Source organism: Frankia sp. EI5c, assembly GCF_001636565.1.
Taxonomy (GTDB): Bacteria; Actinomycetota; Actinomycetes; order Frankiales; family Frankiaceae; genus Parafrankia.
Map to the genome: position 1 here is coordinate 13,552 of NZ_LRTK01000012.1, position 18,716 is coordinate 32,267.

Annotated in this window: 13 protein-coding genes, 1 tRNA gene and 6 pseudogenes; 9 read left to right on the forward strand and 11 right to left on the reverse strand. The window is 72.3% G+C overall.

All coding sequences use genetic code 11. The features are described 5' to 3' along the window. Positions 1–121 precede the first annotated feature (121 nt). The 6 genes and pseudogenes from UG55_RS34335 to UG55_RS09080 form a co-directional block, all read left to right on the forward strand. Positions 122–305, forward strand: a 184-nt coding sequence (locus UG55_RS34335) for a hypothetical protein (RefSeq protein WP_242424051.1), incomplete at its 3' end; no start/stop codon positions are given. Positions 306–343: 38 nt separating this feature from the next. Then, a pseudogene (locus UG55_RS34345) lies at positions 344–979 on the forward strand (glycosyltransferase family 2 protein); the annotation flags it as partial. 38 nt (positions 980–1,017) lie between these two features. Next, complete coding sequence (locus UG55_RS34350; protein WP_066065701.1) at positions 1,018–1,521, forward strand: hypothetical protein; 504 nt, start codon at positions 1,018–1,020, stop codon at positions 1,519–1,521. Beyond that, a pseudogene (locus tag UG55_RS34355) lies at positions 1,518–1,979 on the forward strand (hypothetical protein); the annotation flags it as partial. The gene UG55_RS34350 and the pseudogene UG55_RS34355, both read left to right, overlap by 4 nt. Position 1,980: 1 nt before the next feature. Further along, a pseudogene (locus UG55_RS34360) lies at positions 1,981–2,337 on the forward strand (phospholipid carrier-dependent glycosyltransferase); the annotation flags it as partial. Positions 2,338–3,627: 1,290 nt separating this feature from the next. Continuing rightward, complete coding sequence (locus UG55_RS09080; protein ID WP_066065704.1) at positions 3,628–4,023, forward strand: nuclear transport factor 2 family protein; 396 nt, start codon at positions 3,628–3,630, stop codon at positions 4,021–4,023. A gap of 45 nt (positions 4,024–4,068) precedes the next feature. On the opposite strand, the gene UG55_RS34365 is transcribed toward UG55_RS09080, so the two are convergent. Further along, on the reverse strand, positions 4,069–4,391 hold a 323-nt coding region (locus UG55_RS34365; protein WP_242424048.1), incomplete at its 5' end, for an SDR family oxidoreductase. Position 4,392: 1 nt separating this feature from the next. After that, positions 4,393–4,856, reverse strand: a pseudogene (locus UG55_RS34370) (SDR family NAD(P)-dependent oxidoreductase); the annotation flags it as partial. Positions 4,857–6,162: 1,306 nt separating this feature from the next. Here UG55_RS34370 and UG55_RS09090 point away from each other — a divergent pair. Further along, positions 6,163–6,444, forward strand: a pseudogene (locus UG55_RS09090) (MerR family transcriptional regulator); the annotation flags it as partial. Between the two features lie 756 nt (positions 6,445–7,200). Here UG55_RS09090 and UG55_RS09095 read toward each other — a convergent pair. Next, a tRNA-Lys gene (locus UG55_RS09095) sits at positions 7,201–7,273 on the reverse strand. 87 nt (positions 7,274–7,360) lie between these two features. Further along, positions 7,361–8,308: an NAD-dependent epimerase/dehydratase family protein gene (locus tag UG55_RS09100; protein ID WP_066065712.1), complete on the reverse strand. Its 948-nt coding sequence runs from the start codon at positions 8,306–8,308 to the stop codon at positions 7,361–7,363. Between the two features lie 254 nt (positions 8,309–8,562). On the opposite strand from UG55_RS09100, the gene UG55_RS09105 reads away from it, so the two are divergent. Continuing rightward, positions 8,563–9,261 (forward strand): DapH/DapD/GlmU-related protein, encoded by a 699-nt coding sequence (locus tag UG55_RS09105; RefSeq protein ID WP_066065714.1) that lies wholly within the window; start codon positions 8,563–8,565, stop codon positions 9,259–9,261. Here the strand turns inward: UG55_RS09105 and UG55_RS09110 are convergent. The 7 genes and pseudogenes from UG55_RS09110 to UG55_RS28355 form a co-directional block, all read right to left on the reverse strand. Then, complete coding sequence (locus UG55_RS09110) at positions 9,193–10,551, reverse strand: glycosyltransferase (RefSeq protein WP_066065717.1); 1,359 nt, start codon at positions 10,549–10,551, stop codon at positions 9,193–9,195. The two genes, UG55_RS09105 and UG55_RS09110, sit on opposite strands and share 69 nt — an antisense overlap. Then, positions 10,548–13,019, reverse strand: a complete 2,472-nt coding sequence (locus tag UG55_RS09115; RefSeq protein WP_128422912.1) for a methyltransferase domain-containing protein — start codon at positions 13,017–13,019, stop codon at positions 10,548–10,550. The genes UG55_RS09110 and UG55_RS09115 overlap by 4 nt, the downstream gene beginning before the upstream one ends. Beyond that, the gene (gene wzy / locus UG55_RS46910; RefSeq protein ID WP_396230848.1) at positions 13,016–14,305 is read right to left on the reverse strand and encodes an O-antigen polysaccharide polymerase Wzy; all 1,290 of its coding nucleotides are present in this window, start codon (positions 14,303–14,305) and stop codon (positions 13,016–13,018) included. The genes UG55_RS09115 and wzy overlap by 4 nt, the downstream gene beginning before the upstream one ends. Before the next feature lie 383 nt (positions 14,306–14,688). After that, on the reverse strand, positions 14,689–15,129 hold a 441-nt coding region (locus tag UG55_RS34375), incomplete at its 5' end, for a glycosyltransferase (protein WP_242424049.1). A gap of 1 nt (position 15,130) precedes the next feature. Further along, positions 15,131–15,801 (reverse strand): annotated as a pseudogene (locus tag UG55_RS34380) (glycosyltransferase); the annotation flags it as partial. 59 nt (positions 15,802–15,860) lie between these two features. Continuing rightward, complete coding sequence (locus UG55_RS09130; RefSeq protein WP_083986603.1) at positions 15,861–17,129, reverse strand: glycosyltransferase; 1,269 nt, start codon at positions 17,127–17,129, stop codon at positions 15,861–15,863. 203 nt (positions 17,130–17,332) lie between these two features. After that, on the reverse strand, positions 17,333–18,007 hold the full coding sequence (locus UG55_RS28355; protein WP_066065742.1) for a carbohydrate ABC transporter permease: 675 nt from the start codon (positions 18,005–18,007) through the stop codon (positions 17,333–17,335). Between UG55_RS28355 and UG55_RS28360 the strand changes: the two genes are divergently transcribed. Next, on the forward strand, positions 17,996–18,400 hold the full coding sequence (locus UG55_RS28360) for an SIS domain-containing protein (RefSeq protein ID WP_242424052.1): 405 nt from the start codon (positions 17,996–17,998) through the stop codon (positions 18,398–18,400). The genes UG55_RS28355 and UG55_RS28360 overlap by 12 nt on opposite strands. The last annotated feature ends 316 nt before the right edge of the window (positions 18,401–18,716 follow it).

Below are 18,716 nucleotides of genomic sequence, written 5' to 3' on the forward strand. Positions count from 1 at the left end.
TCGACCCCGGCCCCGGGCATCACTGACCGTGCTCGTGATCCTGATGATCATCTCCGTCGGGGTCGCCACCCTCGGCCCGACCGGGACGGTGCTGGCCTTCTGGTCGGTGGTGTCCCTGGTCATGTTCGTCGTCGCGGCGCTCACCCTGAGCCGTACCCAGTTCGCCTGGCAGCGCCCCGAGCGAGTGGATCACGTGGACCTCGCCGACCAGGAGCCGCACCAGGTACCCATCTCGCTGATCCTGCCGGCGCGGGACGAGCCCGTCCTGGGCCGGACCCTGCAGCAGATCCTGGCCGGTGACTACCNGCACGAACTGCTGCAGATCCTGGTGGTCGTCTCCGANGACGAGGTCGACCGCGAGACCCGCGAGATCGCGCACTGGTACGCGGACCGGTACCCGTCCGTCGAGGTGATCGCCCCGCGGGGAGAGCAGCGCAGCAAGCCGGTGTCACTGGAGGACGCCCGGCCGTACTGCCACGGCGACCTGATCGGCGTCGTCGACGCCGAGTCGCTGCTCGCCACCGGTCTGCTCGGCCACGTGAACACCCTCGCCGTACGGCACCCGGAGGTCGGCATCATCCAGGGTGGCGTGCAGCTCATGAACATCCGGGCGGACCGCCAGCCGGACCAGCCGGACCAGGCCGACCAGCTGGACCAGGCGGCCGCCCCCGACGGTTCGCCCGCCGCCCCGGGCGGACGGAAAGGGCTGCCCGCCCGATTTCTCACCTGGTGCGACGAGTCGACCTCGTGGTGGCGGGTCCGCAACTGTCTCGAGTACTACGTCTGGTTCATGTCCCGGCTGCGCTTCCAGGCCCAGGCGAGACTGATCCCGCTCGGTGGCAACACGGTGTTCGTCCGCCGGGAGGTTCTGACGGCTCTCGGCGGCTGGGACGCCACCGCCCTCACCGAGGACTGTGACCTGGGGATCCGCTCCTCGGCACGCGGGTACGGACGCTGGTCTTCTACCACCCGGAGCTGACCACCCAGGAGGAGACACCGGAGAGCCTGCGAAAACTGGTGGTCCAACGCAGCCGCTGGATGCTCGGCTTCATCCAGGTTCTGCTGAAGGGCGACTGGCGTGACCTGCCGACGCTGCGGCAGCGGCTGCTCGCGCTGGAGATGCTGGCGATGCCCTTCTTCCAGGCGCTCGCCGGTCTGCTGCTGCCCACCTCGCTGCTGCTGGCCGTGGTGCTGCGGGCACCGGTCACCCTGGTGCTGCTCTACTGGCTGCCGCTGGGCCTGGCGGTGATGCTGGTCGTCGCCGAACAGGCCGCCTTCCAGGAGTTCCGCCGCGCCTACGGGCTGCGCGCCACCTGGGTGGACAGCGTCCGCCTCGTCGTCGGCGCGCCGTTCTACCAACTGGTGCTTTCCGCGGCCGCGCTGCGGGCCACCGTCCGGCTGGCGCGCGGCCAGCTTGAGTGGGAGAAGACCACCCATCTCGGGGCCCACCACACCGTGCCCACCCCGCGCGAGCCCGGCCCCCGCGAGCTCGCGCCCCGCGGACTCGAAGGTGCTCTGTGACCACCACCAGCCTGCCCGAGAGCACGGCGCCGGCAGCCGACCCGCCCGCGACACCGAGCGGCACCGTCCCGCCGCCCGCCAGCCCGCCGCCTGCTGTGGCACTGCCTGCTGTGGCGCTCCCTGCCGTGGCGCCGCCTGCCGTCCCGCTGCCCGCCAGCCCGGCGCTGCCGGAGCGGCCCGTCGAGCGAGAGGGTTTCGTGGCGGGCGTGCGGGAGGCCGGGCGCCTGCTGCGCCGCCGTGCCACCACCGCGGCCCGCCTGCGCTGGCGCGGGCTTGCGCTCGCGCTCGCCCTGGCCGTCGGTGCCGCGGTGCTGCACGGCGTGAACTTCGACGGCTGGCCCGGCCGGGTCAACGACGACGAGGGCACCTACGCCGCCCAGGCGTTCGCCTTCGAGCGCTGGGGCCAGATCGCGCACTACACCTACTGGTACGACCACCCGTTCGGCGGATGGCTGTCCNTCGCCTTCTACACCACGCTGACGCAGGCTTTCGACCGGTCCGCGACCGCGGTGACCGCTGCCCGGGAGTTCATGCTCTGGGTGCACGTCGCCAGCTGCGTCCTCGTCTACGCCCTGGGCCGGCGGCTGGGCATGCGTCGGGTGTTCGCGGCCCTGGCGGTCGTGCTCTTCACCGTCTCGCCGCTCGCGGTCTGGTTCCAGCGGATGGCTTTCCTGGACAACATCGCCGTGCTGTGGATACTTGCCGCCCTGGTGTGCGCGGCATCTCCGCACCGCAGTGTCGGCGCGGCCACCCGGGCCGGCATCTTCCTGGCGTTCGCGTTCTGGTCGAAGGAAACCAGTCTCGTCCTGGTGCCCGNGGTCTACTTCCTGCTCTGGCAGAACCGGGACCACCGGAACTGGCGTTTCGCGCGGCGTAGCTTCTTCGGTTTCCTCACCGGAATCACNGGCACCTACGTTCTCTACGCCGTGACCAAGAACGAGCTGTTCGAGGGTGACGGCCACGTCTCGCTGTGGTGGTCGGTCAGGTGGCAGCTGGTCGAACGGGGTTCCAGCGGCAGCCTGTTCGACCCCGACAGCGACGCCCGCGGCCTCGTGCGGTTCTGGCTCGACCTCGATCCGTATCTGGTGGCCGCCGGTGCGGTCGCCGCGGTCATCCTGCTGGTCGCGGTGCGCCGGTTCCGCGCCGTCGCGTTCCTGCTGCTTCTCCAGATCGGGATCATGGCCCGCAACGGCTATCTGCCCTACGCCTACGTGACGTCACTGCTTCCGTTCGCCGCGCTCTGTGTGGCCGGGGTCGCGGACGCGATCGCACCGTCGCGGCGCGCGCGCTCCCAGGTGCTGGGCGCGCATCTGCCCCGACCCGGGCAGCGGCCGGGACCCGAGGCCCGGGCGGGCGGGGCGATCCCGGCGCAGCGCGGCCACTCCGATTCACCGGAACCGCCGGCGGGCACCGCGGACGGCGGCGCGGACGGCGGCGCGGACGGCGGCGCGGACGTCGGCGCGGACGGCGGCGCGAAGGTCGGCAGGGGTGCCTACCGGCTGTCCCGCTGGGTGGTGCCGCTGCGCCGAACCCCCGGGCCGGTCGGGTTCGCCGTCCGGGCCGGCGTGATCGTCTGTGTCCTGATCGTGGGTCTGGCGACGGTACCGGCGAAGTGGGGACCCCAACTGCGCGAAGCCTTCACCGCGGACGACGGCGCCCCCAGCCGGGAGGCGACCCAATGGATGATCCAGCACCACGAGATGGGTCAGGTAGTCGTCACCGACGACAACATCTGGACCGATCTCGTCGTGGCGGGGCTGGACCCGGTGCCCGTCTGGTTCGCCAAACTCGACCTCGACCCGGCGGTGCGGAGCACCCTCCCGAACGGCTGGTCCGACATCGACTACTTGGTCCTCGGCGACCTGGCCGCGAGCACCCTGGGCACGCTTCCGACGGTGGCGGACGCCCTCCGGCACTCCGAGGTGGTCGCCTCGTTCGGGGGCGGCGAGATCGTGATCCGCAGGGTCACCCCACCCACTTCGGGAGCAAGCACTCACTAAGTCCTTGTTCCGGTCGGTTCCCTGGCCTAGCGTGAGCTGTGCCTCCACGGGAGGCGGCCGGCCGGCGGCGGACCAGGGCACCGACGCCCCTGAACAGGAGACGCGCATGATCGAGGAGCAGGCCGTGGCGGCGCTGCGGCGCCACTGGGAGGACGGCTTCAACCAGTACGACGTCGACCTCGTCCTGGGGCCGGTGGACCGGGACATCGTGTTCAACTCGCCGTTCGTGCAGCGGCGGACCGGCGACCCCGACAAGGCGACCATCGTCGGTTACGACGACTTCCGCGACTACATCGACGACTCGATGCGCCGTGCTCCCGGCATCCGGTACTCGATCGAGTCGTCCTTCGTGAGCACCGAGACGATTGTGTTCGTGTACACCTGCCACTTCTCCGACGGCCGGACCGCCAAGGGCGTGGACTCCATCCGGGTCAACAAGGAGGGCAGGATCGTCGAGTGGCGCTGCCACTACCCACCGGAGTTCGTCGCGGAGCGGCTGTAGGCAGGGCCGCCGCCGCCGCCGCTGCCGGCGGCGGCCGCTCGCCGCTCAGCCCGGTTTCGCCTCGCCCCCGACCGGTGTGAGCACCTGCCCGCTGTAGTAGCTCGACAGCTGTTCGGACGCGAGGAAGACATAGCTCGGGGCGATCTCGTCCGGTTGGGCCGCTCGCCCCAGCGGTGCCTGGGAGCCGAAGGAGGCCACCTTCTCCGGCGGCATAGTCGCCGGGATGAGCGGAGTCCACACCGGGCCTGGTGCCACGGCGTTGACCCGGATCCTCCGGTCGGCGAGCGCCTGGGCGGCCGCGTAGGTGAAAGCCAGAACGGCGCCCTTGGTCGCCGAATAGGCCAGCAGTGAACCGTTTCCGCGCAGCCNGTTCACCGACGCGGTGTTGATGACGGCGGCCCCCTCGGGCAGATGAGCGAGGGCTGCCTTCGTGATCCAGAAAAAGCTGTGGATGTTGACGGCGAAGGTGTAATTCCACTCCTCGCCGGTGACCTGGGTGAGATCGTCGCAGCTGCGCTGTACCGCCGCGTTGTTGACCACCACGTCGAGGCGGCCGAACTCCTCCACCGTGCGGCGGATGATTTCGACGCACCAGGCCTCGTCGGCGACGTCCCCGGGAAGAAGCAGCGCGCGTCGGCCGGCCTGGGCCACGAGCTTCGCGGTGTGTTCGGCGTCGGAATGCTCGGAAAGATAGGAAATCGCGACGTCGGCGCCTTCCTTGGCGAAGGCCACGGCGACGGCCCGTCCGATCCCGGAGTCGCCGCCCGTGATCACCGCCACCCGACCCGCCAGCAGGTTCCGCCCGACGTAGGACGACATCTCGTCCGCGGGCCNGGGCTCCATCGCCGCTGTTTCGCCGGGCCACTCCTGCGTCTGCTCGGGCCGCTGCCGCCCGCTGTCCGATGACGCCATCCGCTACCTCCACTCTCCGCGGTCTCCGCGTGTCCGCGTGTCCGCGTTCGATCGCCTCCCGCCTGCCGGTCTGTTCGAGGCGCGAGGAGGTAAACCTCGCGGCGGCGATGATCCGGACAGGCGTTGCCGACGGGCGCTCCCGCCGGGGTGGGAGGTCGCGGATCCCGCCCGCATCCGGCGGCAGGCCGGGAGGAGATCCTTCGCCTCGCCGGGTCGTGACCAGGTGCTGCGTTGATCAGGAGACCCGGGATAGCTATCTTCTAGATCAGGGAAAATCTGTTCCCGTGGCAGTAGACATCGGGCTCTGGTCTGGGTAGAGTTCCTCTCGTACCCAAGTGAGTCACATGGTCGCGGCAGACAGGAACTGCCGCGAGCAGGGCGGCGGCCAGGGCAGGCCGCCGAGCATCGCCACGCAAGTGCGGCATACCCGATCAGGCGATACGAGTGGGAGGGTAGGCCCCGTCAGGTTCGGCCCGCGGCGATGGTTGGCCGCGGTAGCCGCAGGCCCCGGATTGGAAGGTGGTTTCCGGTCACGCACAGCGATCTACGCACGGCCGCCCTCCGGGGATCGGCCACGCGTCTTCAGGGAACCTGATGTACCCAAACCAATAGTGTTGTGTTGGATCTCGGGGCCCTGGCGCCATTGGCGCCAGGGCCCCTCGGCGTGCCTGGTTTGAGGCGGTCGGGCGGGGCCGGTCGCGGGGCGCCGGCGGGGCACCGCCGGGTAGCTCCCACCTGGGAGACCCAAAATCTACCCTCGCTGAAGTAGACATCCGGCCGTCGCCGTGAGTAAAGTTCCTGTCGTAGCCAGGAGAGTCGCGTGGTCGCGTCAGAGATGAACTGGCGCGAGCAGGGCGGCGGCCAGGGCAGGCCGCCGAGCACCACCGCGGAAGTTCCGCAGTACACCGCAGTTGACGAGAGGGGGAGTAGGCACCATCAGGATCGCCCGAGCGATGGTCTGGCTCGCTCGGTCACCGCGCAGGCCCCGGATTGGAAGGTGGTCCCGGTCACGCATACGCGATCCCCGCACATCCACCCTCTCGGGCGGGTAGGCGGGTCTCAGAATCCGGCGCATTCTGGCCGGTAGATGGTGTCGAACCCCCCGGGGCCCTGGTGCCGTATGGCGCCAGGGCCCCTCGATGTGTCCCGAGAGGCGCGATGACCCCTGAACGAACACGCAAGCCGGCCGACAGCCTTGACGACGACGACTNCCCCGCCTACACCATNGGCCGCGCGGCCGAGATGCTCGGCACGACGCCGGCCTTTCTGCGGACTCTCGGCGAAGCCCGCCTGATCACACCGCTGCGCTCGGAAGGTGGCCATCGCCGCTTCTCCCGCTACCAACTGCGCATCGCCGCCCGCGTCCGCGAACTCGTCGATCAGGGCACCGCGATCGACGCCGCCTGCCGCATCGTCATTCTCGAAGACCAGCTGGCCGAAGCCCAGCGGCTCAACCAGCAGCTGACCCAGGCGGCGGCCGACTCGTCGCCGCACGCCGAAACCTCCTGACCGACCTTCGCCGACGACCGACTTTCGCCGCGCCGCTCCCGCTCCTGGTGGCCTGATCCGGGCTGAGGAAGCGGGCCTGGCGGCGTCCAGCCGGCCGGGGAGAGCGTGCCGGGGGCCGATCTGGTGGGCAAACAGGAGACTACGAAGAACACCACCGCGACTCTCGGGGAGTCGTCACCAAGTCACGCGGAGGTGTCTGATTCGGGTTTTTTGAGGGGAGAGCGGTCCTACCGGTTCGAGGCTCGGCGGTTGTGCGCCTGCGGTCTCGTCGACGAGCCGCGCCCGGTTGGGCGGGGCGAGCGGCGGGAGGCCGGGGGTGTGGACCACTCCGGGACGGAGGTCTGGTGAACGGAAGGCCCGCGGTCCGGGGCGTCGGAGGCGTCGGTGTGCGAGTCCCCGAAGTCGGGTGCTCGAAAGAGGTCGCAGGACGGGGGCGGCGGTGCCTGGCGGGGCCGAGACTGCGCCGTCTCCGGGGCGGAGAACAGGGATGTCGAGGATATAGCGATGAGAACCTCACCTTCGGAACGAGGCCACACTGCCGTGTGGCCCGGTGGTGCCTGAGTATATGGCCGGAGGCTGGTGATCCAGGGGGTGTCGCCGATATGCCGGCATGATGCCAGCTCTCGGAGCGATGGGCGAGAGGCTCGCGAAGATGCACGGGATCGGGCAGGTCCGCGAGCACTCAGGAAGCCCGGGAAATTCCAAGGAGAAGATCCTTGAAACCCTGGAAAAATATTTAGGAAATGCCTCTCGACGTGGGCCGTCAGGGACTCGAACCCTGAACGCACCGGTTAAAAGCCGGATGCTCTGCCAATTGAGCTAACGGCCCCGCTCCGGTCATCGTACCGAACTTCCCGCCCTGGCGGAGAGCTGGACCGTGGAGTCGCCGGCCTTCCGCGGTTCGCGGTTGCGCGGTTCAGCCAGGCATGGACGCGGCCACAGCCTGCTGCCGATGCCAGGCCACGGTGTCGGTGAGGGCATTGAGCAGGTCGTGCGGCCGGGCCGCCGGGAAGAGGCGCCGGAAGAGATCCGTCCCGGCCTGCGAGTCCCGCACGTCACCGGGCCTCGGGTCGAGGTGCACGACGTCCAGCGGTCGGGCGAGGGCCTGCGCCAGCAGGTCGATGACGGTGACCAGGCTGGTTCTGGTCCCGAAGGCCAGGTTGACCGGCCGGTCGTGGGTGATCTTCCGAATCGCGGCCTCGCAGAGTACATCCGCCACCGAGGCGACGAAGGTGAAATCACGGGTCTGCAGCCCGTCGCCGTGGACCTGCAGCGGCTGCCCGGTGAGCGCGGCCTGGATGAAGCGGGGTATGACCGCGGCGTAGGGGCTGTCGGCCCGTTGCCGGGGCCCGAACACGTTGAACAGGCGGACGGCCAGCGTAGGGGCGGCGAACGAGCGGGCGTAGGCCGCGGCGTAGCTTTCCGCGGCCAGCTTGCTCACAGCATACGGGCTGACCGGGTAGGCCGCCATGTCCTCGGTACGCGGGAACCCGGGCTGGGTGCCGTAGACGGACGACGAGGAAGCCACGACCACATAGGCACCGGTGGTGCGGGCCGCGTCCAGCACGTTCAGCGTGCCGGTCGCGTTCGCCTCATGTGACGCGATCGGGTCGGCGAGCGACCGCGGCACCGAGGGCAGCGCGGCGAGGTGGATGACACTGCCCGCGCCGGCACAGGCGGCCGCGAGGGCGTCGCGGTCGAGGATGGTGCCGGTGCGCAGGTCGGCGCCGGTCCCGTCCAGGTTGGCCGCGGTGCCGGTGCTCAGATCGTCGAACGCCACGACCTCCGGTACGCCGCGCCGGAGCAGCTCGCCGCAGACATGGGATCCGATGAAGCCGGCACCGCCGGTGACCACGATCTTCATTCGGCTGCTCCCTCTCCTGCGGCTCCCGCGGCTCCCGTGCCCGTGGTGTGGGCTCCCGTCCCCGGCGCCGAGGTGTACTGGCGGGGCCGTGCGGGCCGGGGGCGGCTTCGCCGGGGCCGGATCTGCCGGGGTGGACGCGGTGCGGCGCCGGTTTCGCAACACCCCTGGCGTGTCGGGTAGGCGGCTATGCTCACCCCAAAATATTACTCCCAGTAAGTATGACGTCGCGTCAGGTTGTTGGATGGAGTTGCGTCGTGCCAAAGAGTGATCGTGACGTCCGGGCATCCGGTGCCGGTCCCCGCAGGGTGCGCTATGCGCGGTGGGTGCGGCGCGGCCAGCGCGGCGTGGCTGTGGCGGCGTCCTGGGCGCGGATCGTCCTGGTGCGGGTGACTCGGCCGGGAGTCCGCGTGGGCTTCGACTCGTTCATCGGGCCGCGCTGCGTGATCCGCTGTGCCCCGCGCGGCCGCATGATCATCCGCGGGACGGTGCTCACCCGCGACGTGCACCTGGAGGTGGCCGACGGGGCGCTGCTGGATCTCGGGGCGCACACCCTCGGCCCGGCAGCCTTCGTGGTGGCCCGCCAGCGCGTCGTCGTGGGAGCGGGCGCCCTGCTGGCGGAGATGAGCGTCGTCCGCGACCAGGACCATGTCGTCGCCCCCGGCACGCCCGGTGCCGCGATGAAGTTCGCCGCCGCACCGGTCACGATCGGCCGGGACGTCTGGATCGGGGCGAAGGCGACGGTGCTGCGCGGGGTGACGATCGGCGACGGTGCGGTCGTCGGCGCGGGGGCGGTGGTGACGTCCGATGTGCCGCCCGGCGCGCGGGTGGGCGGGGTGCCCGCGGTGCCGCTGCGGTCCTCGGTTCCCGCCCAGTCGGTCCCCGCTCTATCGGTTCCCGCCCAGTCCGTTCCCGCCCAGTCCGTTCCCGCCCAGTCGGTGCGCGCCCAGCGGTGATCTGCCGGCCTGCTGGGTGGCTTCGAGCACCGCGGTGGCGAGGAAACGCCGGTTGGCCTGCTGGTCGAGTATCTCCTCGGCCCTGTGCCGCGCTGCCCGCCCCCGTGCGCGCAGGCTGTCCCCCGCCCGCTCCGCTGGTTCCGTTCGCTCCGCTGGTTCCGCCCGCTCCGCTGGTTCCGTTCGCTCCGGCGGGTTCCGCGGGCCGCTCTGCCGGGTGCCGTGCAGGTCGAACGCCGAGCGCAGTGCAGTGGCCAGGGCCAGCGGGTCGCTCGGGGGCACCAGCCAGCCCGTCCGGTCGTCGACCAGTTCGGGCAGGCCGCCGACAGCGGAGGCGATGCTCGGCACCCCGCAGGCGGACGCCTCCGCCACCGCGCCGTAGTTCTCCGACAGCGACGGACTGACGCTGACGTCGGCCGCCGCGTAGTAGGGGCGGACGTCCGCGGTCGAGTCGACCCAGACGACCGAGTCGGCACCGGGCAGTCGGCCGGCCCAGGAGCGGATCCGGTCGCGGTAGGCCGCTCCGGCCGCGCCGTGGCCGCCACCCACCAGGATCAGGGTGGCGGCCCCCCGGCCGGCCCGCTCCAGGCCGGCCTGTTCCCGGAAGAGGGACCAGGCGCGCAGCAGTGCCTGGTGGCCCTTGATTCCCTGCTGGTGGTGGACCAGCCGTTTCGGTGCGTAGAAGTAGGCGACGCACACCGCGACGAAACCGGCGGGATCGAGGCCGAGATCGGCTCGTGCCTTCGCCCTGGCCTCCCCGGCGGCCGGGGTGAACGTCTCGAGATCGACACCGTAGGAGGCGGTGGGGAGCCGGGTGGCGGGCAGCCCGAGATCCCGGTAGCGCTCACGCAGATGCCCGGAGGAGCAGATGACGACGTCGTCGAGGCGGGCGAAGTGCCGCTCCACCGCCCTGATCAGCGGATTCTCCAGGTAGAGCGGACCGGCGACCATGTGGGCCCGCGCCGGGCGGCCACCGCGGCCCCGTCCCAGCGTCGCGAGCCGGGTGAGCACCGCCGAGGCGTACAGGTGGTAGTGCACGATGTCCGGATCGAGCTGGCGCAGCAGTGCCCGCAGCTGCCACACACTGGCCGCGTGCCGCAGCGGTGAGCGTGACCGGGCCGGCGCCGGGCTGGCCTGCACGGGTATGCCCAGCTGCGCGCAACGGCGCCCGAGCGGGCTGTCGACCTCGGGGATGAGGACCCGGACCTCGTGGCCGCGGGCCCGCAGCTCCGTCAGGATCGGGATCGTCCAGAGGCAGCCGTTGCCGGTCTTGAGAACGACGGCGATCCTCATCGGGCCGCCACCCCGCTGCCGTGAGCGGGCTCCGCAGCTGTCCGTGGATGTGGCACGGCGGCGGTGTCGGGGTGCGGGCGGCGGGCCACCCAGACACAGCTCGAACCCCACTGGCGCAGCCCGGGCAGGTGGTCGAGCGCCCGGCCGAGCGCGTTGGCCGCCGGCCCGGGCAGCCGGGACAGCCAGGGAAACGTCCAGGTCCTGAGCGTCAGCAGGGTTCCGTAGGGATGGACGGCGAGCACCTCGAAGCCCAGCCGCCGCAGGATGGCAGTCATCTCCTCCTGGGTGAACGCGTACTGGAAGAAGCGGCTCCAGTCCGCCTCGGCCCGGGTTTCGGCATCGCGCCGCCGTCCGGCCGCGGCCGCGGCCGGCTGTGTGTCCGGGGCCGGCTGTGTGTCCGGGGAAGGCAGGGGGTTCCCGGTTGGTCGCGCGCCCGGGTATGGCCGGCCCACGGGGAAGGAGCGGCGCCGTCCCCGCAGGTAGCGGTTGAAGCACGGTGTCGACACGATGGCGACGCCGCCCGGGCGCAGCACCCGAAAGGTCTCGGCCAGCACCTCCTCGGGACCCTCGGCGAAGTGCTCGCAGACACCGGGTGAGTAGACGGCGTCGTAGCTGCCGTCCGGGCAGTCGAGCCGGCGGACGTCGGCTCGGCGGACCGGCACGTCCGGCAGCGTGGCCGCGAGCCGGGAGAGTGTCTCCGGCGCCCAGTCGACTCCCTCCGCCTCGAAACCGCGCGCCCGGGCCGCGACGGTGAAGTACGCCAACCCGCAGCCGGCCTCGAGTACCCGGCCACCCGGCGGTGCCCATCGGAGGAAGGTCGCGCGGAGCTGGTGCGGGAGGTCACCGCGCCGGCAGCGGGCGTACTGAGCCTCCACGCCCTGCCACAGCCCGTCCCAGTAGGACGCGTCGGCGCGGGTCGAGAAGAAGGCGAGCCGTCCCTCGTGCGGGCCGGGGAGCCAGCTGACCCGGAACGTCGCACCAGCGATGGCGACGGTCCTGGTGGACGGACCGCCCGCGCGGTGCCGGGGGCCGCCGCCGCGGGGCCGGGGCCGCGGGCGGGCGGCCGTCGCTGGTGGCGCCGCGGCGGGCGGGGAGCTGGCCACGATGTGATCCTTTCGGCCTGGGTGGGGTGGTTCGTCGGTGGCCGGGGCGGCGCGCGGCCCCCGGGAGGCGCGCAGGACCGCGATCCGGGTGAGCACGCTCGCGGCGGCGTAGGCGATGGCGCTCGCCCACGCGGCGCCGACCATGCCCGCCACGGGAATGAGGGCGACGTCCGCCGCGGCGACGAGAACCAGGCAGATCAGCCCGGCCAGGCCGCAGGCTCGGGTGCGGCCCTGCCCGTTGAGAACCCGCGCGTCGATCTGGAACGGCATCAGCAGCAGCTCGGCCAGCAGCAGCACCCGCAGCGGCCCGACGGCGCCCTCGTAGCCGGGGCCGAAGAAGAGCAGGATGACCTGCTCCGCCCCGAACCACAGCAGGGCCGCGCCCACGGACATCACGGCCACGACCCGCAGGATCTGGGCCGACACCGCGCGGCTGCCCATCGCGCCGCTGGACACCCGATGGCCCATCACCTGGCCCCACGACGCCGGGACCAGGCGGAGGATCTCGCTGGCGGTGGCGGCCACGCTGTACACGCCGACGGCGGAGACACCCGACATCACGCCGAGCAGGTAGCGGTCGAGGCGGAACGCCATGGACATCGCGGCGCTCATCCCGAGCGCGGGCACCCCGGTGCGGATGAGCAGCCGGTTGGCCGTGCGGTCCAGCCTGGGGCGGGTGATGAGGCCCGCGCGGCGCAGCAGCAGCGCGGCGGCCGAGCCCTGCAGGAAGGCGGTGCCCGCGAACGCGGCGATGACCTGGGTGACCCGCAGCGGGCCTTCCGGCAGGCTCAGGGCGACCACGGCTGTCAGCTGCAGCCCACAGCCCGCCGTGTTGAGGGCCGCCGAGGTGATCACCCGCCCGACCGCATTCAGCATCTCGAGCAGTTGCAGACCCACCAGCGTCACCGCGGCCAGCGAGCCGGCGGCGAGGATCAGCGGCGTGCCGCCGGCCGGCGCGTCCACGAGCCACAGCGTCGGCCCGATGATCGTGGTCGTGGTCAGGAACTGCGGGACCACGAGGAGCAGGGTCAGGCCGAGCATCTGGTCGGCGGTGACCGGCCGGTCCGCTCGGCCGAGGTAGAACCGGGCGGCCGTGCCGGTGCCGAGGGTGACGAAGACGGTGGTCACTCCGACGACGGTGAGGACGAGGACCAGTTCGCCGCGGCCGGCGGTGTCCAGCTCACGCGCGGTCGTCACCGCGATCACGAGGTTGAGCAGCGCGGAGGTCAGGGCCGCCCCGGAGACGACCATGGCCGGGCGGGCGACTCCGGGCGTCCGCGCCGTGTCCTCGGACGTTGCCGCCGTGTCCTCGGACGTTTCGGCCGTGACTTCGGGCGGCCCCGCAGAAACCTCGGCGGGCCTCACCGCGACTCCAGCGTGGCCAGCACCGGCGACCCGGTCGGCTCCACCGCCGGCGACGGCCCGGGAGACGGTTGCCCCGGCTCTCCCGCGTCGGCCGGGGCCGGTTCCGCGGTGCCCGCCGGGCCGACCTGGTCAACGAGGCCGACCTGGTCAACGAGGCCGACCTGGTCAACCGGGTCGACGAGACGAACCGGGTCGACCGGGCCGACGAGGTCAACCGGGTCGCCGACGGGGGCAACCGGGGCGATGGGGGAGTGGTGTTGCCACCACCGGCCGGTGCCGCGGGCGGCGAACACGATCAGCGCGCCGACCAACGTCTGCATCACCAGCGGCGTGAAGTCGTTGCGCACACCGATCAGCAGTGGGACGAACAGGATCGCGGAAGCTGTTTCCGCCCGCCGCGAGCGGGTGTCGAGCCAGCCGCACAGCAGTCCGATCACGGCCAGGACGGCGATCACACCGGTCAGGCCGAAGTTGTAGTAGGCCTCCGCGATCGGGGATCCGCCGATCGGCCCCACCCGGGTCTGGATGACCCGGTTGAACAGTCGGGGGTCGCTCACCGCCGACGGCTGCGGGATGCCCAGCAGCCGGCCTTCGACCGTCCGGGTGAGCTGGCCGGTGTAGGTGCGGCCGCCGGCCGCGGGCTCCCCCATCTCGTCGCGCCAGGCGGCGACCTCCGCCACCGGGCGGATTGACGCGCCCATCTCCGCCAGGCCGTCCAGCGGCCCGAAACCGATGTCGCTGATGGAGACCTCGGCCAGGCCGTGCTGCCGAATGTCCCGCAGCGCGCCGACCACGCTCAGCAGGACGAGCCCGACAACCAGCGCCGCCGCCACCGAGCGGGACGAGCGGCCGGCCTGCCGGCCGCGCCGCGCGGCGACGGCCACCGCGGCCGCGGCGGCCGGGAACAGGATCGTTCCCCGCATGCCGAGTGGCAGGCCGACCAGCGCGAAGAGGGCGAAGAAGGTGAAACCGGCGAGGCGGAGGCGCGGCGAGCCGTTGACGGCCAGCAGCATGAGGCCGAATCCCAGCCCGAAATCCAGGTAGGGGATCAGCGGACTCCGGTATGCCACGTCCCGGAGGTCCTGGTACGAACCGAGGAGCATGGCGGTGCCACCGGCGCGGAGCAACACCGCGAGCAGGGTGACCGCGGAGATGACGAGGATCGTCAGCCCGACGGCCCCGGCGACGGCGGCGGCGGCGGGCCCGGCCGGGCCCGCCGCCGGGGCCGTCGTGTTCCACGGGCGGGATCTCCCGCGCCTGCCGGACGGTGCCGGGCAGAGGGCCATGCCGGTCGCCGCCGCCGCCACCCCGATCGCCGCGATCAACAGAATCCGGCTGGTCGACCCGGTGAGCAGCCAGCCGAACTTCAGCTGCCGGTCGCTGGTGGTCAGTGGTCGGTGCANGGCAAGCAGCACCGCCAGGCCGAAGTGGAACAGCGTGAGCAGAGCCAGATAGACCGACGAGAACGCCCACATGCCCAGCGGACGGGCCCGCACGCACAGCACGACCAGGACGCCGACCGCGAGCAGGGTCACCGTCGCCGCTCGGTCCAGCGGCAGCGACGAGATCGTGCCGGAGCAGGCCAGCAGGGTGGCGAGCGTGCCCACCGAACCCAGGCGGAAGGCGAGCAGCCGCAGGTTGCCCGCCGACGGGCGGGCCAGGTCGTAGATCACTGCTCCCAGACCCGGCTCAGCTCGCGGTGCCACCTTTCCATCACGAAAGGTGACGAGCCGAATTCGCGCAGGGCCCGCCGCCGCTCCCGCGGTGTAGGCGTGGTGGTGAGAAGTCCGGCCGCGGCCGCCGCCCAGACCTCCGGCGCCGCCCCCTGGGGCACCGTCGTCACTCCGCCGAGCAGTCCGGCGATCTCGACGACGCCGGGCAGGTCGGGAGCGAGGACCGGGGTGCCGACGGCGCGGGCTTCGAGCACGACGGTCGGCAGGCCCTCGTGGTGCGAGGTGAGCAGCATCAGATCGGCGGCGACCAGGACACCGGGGACGTCGAACGACTCCCCGGCAAGCTCCAGCGCGTGCGTGACGCCGCCGCGTTCCGCCCGGCGGCGGAGATCCGCCGACTCCCGCGGATCCTCGCGTCCGACGATGCGCAGCCGGGCNGGCACCCCGGCCTGGTGCAGCGCGGTGAGAACCTCGACGGCTCCCGACCGGTTCTTGACCGGATGCGGCCGGCCGACGTGGACGATGGACCTCGGCGCCCGCGCTATCTCCGCCGGCACCGCCGCCGGTGTCTCTGCCGGCACCGCCGCCGGTGTCTCCGCCGCCTCGATGGCCCGGGCGAAGGCGGTGAAGTCCAGCCCGTTGTAGAGGACCCGGCAGCGGCGGTCGCGCTGCCAGTCGGCGCGCCACATCCCGGTCATGACGCCTTCGGCCACGGCGATGATGTCGGTGGCCAGCCAGTCGATCAGGCGGCGCAGGACCCGCCGCTGCGCCCGCCCGCGCAGGCTCTGACCGTGCCGGTCGTTGGTGCTGTGGAGGTGGGCGACCCGGCGCCGCACGCCGACAGCGCGGGCGAACAGCAGGATCACCCCGGAGAACGTGGCGACGTGGGAGTGGACGACGTCCGGCCGCAACTCGCGCAGCAGGCGCAGGAAGCGCACCGGGAAGCCGGGACCGAGCCGGCACGCGCGCACGGATCCACCGAGGGAGGCGATCTCACCCGCGAGGGCGCCCGGACGGCCGGTGAGGGTCACGAAGACGAACCGGACGCGGTCCGGGTCGAACCGGCGGAGCAGGTCGACGAAGCACAGCTCCGCCCCGCCCCGGTCCATGACTCCGAAGACGTGCAGCACGGTCGTCGTGCCGCCCGGCGTGGTGACCGAGGTACGGGTCACCAGCCGGACCCGCCGGTCACGGGTGTCCGCGCGCCGCCGGTGTCCGCGGCGCGCGGGGTCGCGGCCACCTCCTCCAGCGTCCGGTGGAAGCCGTGCAGCACCGGACGGATCCGGTCCAGCGCGTACTCGCGCGCGGTCGAGAGGTTCCGCGCCGAGGCCGCCGCGTACCGGTGAGGGCTGGCCAGCAGGCCGGCGAGGGCATCGGCGAGTGGTTCGGGCGCGCCCGGGGGCACCAGGTACTCCCCTGGCAGCACCTCGACGACCCCGCCGACCGCCGAGGCGACGGCGGGCAGGCCGCGGGCCGCGGCCTCCAGCAGCACCCGGGGGAGACCTTCGGTGCGGGACGGAAGTACGAAGACATCCGCCTCGTCGAACGCCGCGCGGATCTCGGCCCGGCTGGACAGGGCCCGGACGAAACGGGTCGTGCCGCCGAGCCCGTGGGCCGCCGCGGCGCCGACGATCTCGTCATGGTGGCGCCCGTCACCGACAATGGTCAGGGCCAGCGGCACCCCGCGGTCGCGCAGCCGGGCCGCCGCGGCGACGAGGACGTCATGGCCTTTGTACATCCGCTCCTGCGAGCCGATGGTCAGCAGGCGGACGGGTCGGCCTCCCGGACCGTTCGCGGCCGGGCCGGCTCCCCGGCCGGCCGGGGGCTGACGCGGCGCCGGGACGAAGTCCTCCGGGTGGAGCCGGACCCCTGGGCAGCTCACGGTGGGGACCCCCGGCCGCGCCGGGTACCTTCCCTGCAGGGTGTGCCGGGTGACGTAGCTGACGGCGGCGGCGGCCCGGCACTGGCCGGCGACCAGCCGCCCGGCGACGGCGGATGCCGCGGGCCGGTCGGCGAGGACCTCGGCGATGTCCCCGACGACCTCCAGGCCGAACGGAATGCCCCGCAGCCGCAGTTCGGTGGTGAGCAGCGTGCCGATCAGGCCGGGCACCCGGGCGTGGTGAACGGATGGGCCGGCGGCCGGCGACGCGTGCTCGGTGACCACCCGGCGGACCGCGGCCCGCAGTGCGGGCAGCCGCCGGAGGGAGCCGGCGGCGCCGCGGTAGGAGGGGAGCGGCGCGACCCGCACGCCGGGGCCTTCCACCGGGCTGTCCGCATCCCCGGCGGCTTCCTGGGCCACCCGCGCGAGCAGCAGGACCTCGTCGAAGACCGCGAGATAGTTCGCCCACATCGGATAGGCGGCGGCGGTGCTCGTTGTCAGAATTCGGCCGCGGTTGTCCCGATGAAATCGCGCCTCGGTAGCGATTATGATCCGCATTTTCTCCCCCGGACCGCCACGACGAACGATTTCCCCAAACCTAGGTGGTCAGGGCCGGCGTCCGAAGCAATGGCGGGGGTGCGTGTCGTGGGACTGAATACGTCAACCTCTCGATAGGTGTCCTTCTGGGCGGGGAGAAACCGAAATGGGCCGGCGGGGTCCTGGCCGCGTCGGCCGCGGGGCGCTGGCGCTGGCGCTGCCGCTCAGCGCAGTCCGGAGCGGACGAAGGCGTCCACGACCTGGCGCTGCATCACCAGGTAGATCGAGAAGATGGGCAGGCAGGCCAGCCCGGACGCGGCCATGATCGCGCCCCACGCGTCGCCCTCAGCCCCCATGAAGCCGCGGATGCCCAGCTGTACCACCGAGTTCGCCCGCGGCAGGACGAGGGCCGGCCACAGGTAGTCGTTCCAGGCGGTGATGAACAGCAGGATCGACAGCGAGGCGAGGACGGGGCGCAGATTCGGCACCACGACCGTCCACAGGGTGCTCCAGGAACCCCGCCCGTCGATGCGCGCGGCATCCAGCAGCTCCCGGGAGAAAGCCTGCATGTGCTGCCGCAGCAGCAGGACCGCCAGCGCCGAGCACAGGTTGGGCACGATGACACCGGCCAGGGTGTTGAGCAGCCCGAGGTTGGACAGCACCAGGTAGTTCGACACCATCGTCACCTGGAAGGGAGCCAGCCGGGTGGCGACGAAAAGCAGGAAGAACAGGCCTTTCCCGCGGAATTCCCAGGCGGCGAACGCATAGGCGGCGAGCAGGCAGACCACCAGCTGGCCGACCGCGGTCGCCGCCGCGATCAGCAGCGTGTTCGCGAGCAGGCTGCCGACGTCCAGCGAGTCGAACACCAGCCGGTAGCGACGGACTCCATCACGCAGCAGCTCGCCGCTCGTCTGCTCGCACCGGCGGACGTCTGCATGGTGATCACCGGCAGCGGCGCGAACGAGCCGACGCTGCGGGCGGCCGAGGCGGCCCGGGCCGCCGGCGCACCGGTCGTCGCGATCACGAGCTACTCCGCCGGCCCCATCACCGACCTCGCCACCGTTCTGCTGGTGGTGGGGGGCGCGGATCTGCCGATGGGCAGCGACGTGATCTCCAGTCGGCTGTCGTCGCTGCTCCTGCTGCATGCGCTTCAGCTCGGCGTGATGCTGCGACTGCCGCCGGATGACCCGGCTCGGGGCGGCGCGGCCCTGCGGGAGGTGCTCAGAAACGCGGTGCGCCCGGATGCGGCTCACCGCCCGACGCGCCGTCGTTCCCGCCGGCCAGGCAGCTGAGGCCGGTCGGGTCGCCACGTGCGTGCGCGGGTCAGGACCACTCGTCCTGACCCGCGCGGCAGCGCATCTCAGCCGTACCGGCTCGGGGCGGCAGGCAGGGAATGATCCGCCCACTGCCGGGACCCGGCGGCGTCAGTGCCGAAAGGCAGGCAACCTAACCGGTGTAGTACGGGACGCCGGGAACGGCCGACAGCACCGCCGGCGCCGCGGCAGGTACGCCGCCGCCACCGCCGCCACCGCCGCCACCGCCGCCGCCGCCGCCTCCGCCGCTGGGTGTGCCGCCGCCGCCTCCGCCGCCGCCTCCGCCACCGCCGCC

Bases quoted from the DNA above. Each gene is read 5' to 3' on its own strand.
- UG55_RS09080 (WP_066065704.1), top strand. From the start codon at position 3,628: ATGATCGAGGAGCAGGCCGTGGCGGCGCTGCGGCGCCACTGGGAGGAC.
- UG55_RS09100 (WP_066065712.1), bottom strand. From the start codon at position 8,308: ATGAAGATCGTGGTCACCGGCGGTGCCGGCTTCATCGGATCCCATGTC.
- UG55_RS09110 (WP_066065717.1), bottom strand. From the start codon at position 10,551: ATGAGGATCGCCGTCGTTCTCAAGACCGGCAACGGCTGCCTCTGGACG.
- wzy (WP_396230848.1), bottom strand. From the start codon at position 14,305: ATGGCCCTCTGCCCGGCACCGTCCGGCAGGCGCGGGAGATCCCGCCCG.
- UG55_RS09130 (WP_083986603.1), bottom strand. From the start codon at position 17,129: ATGCGGATCATAATCGCTACCGAGGCGCGATTTCATCGGGACAACCGC.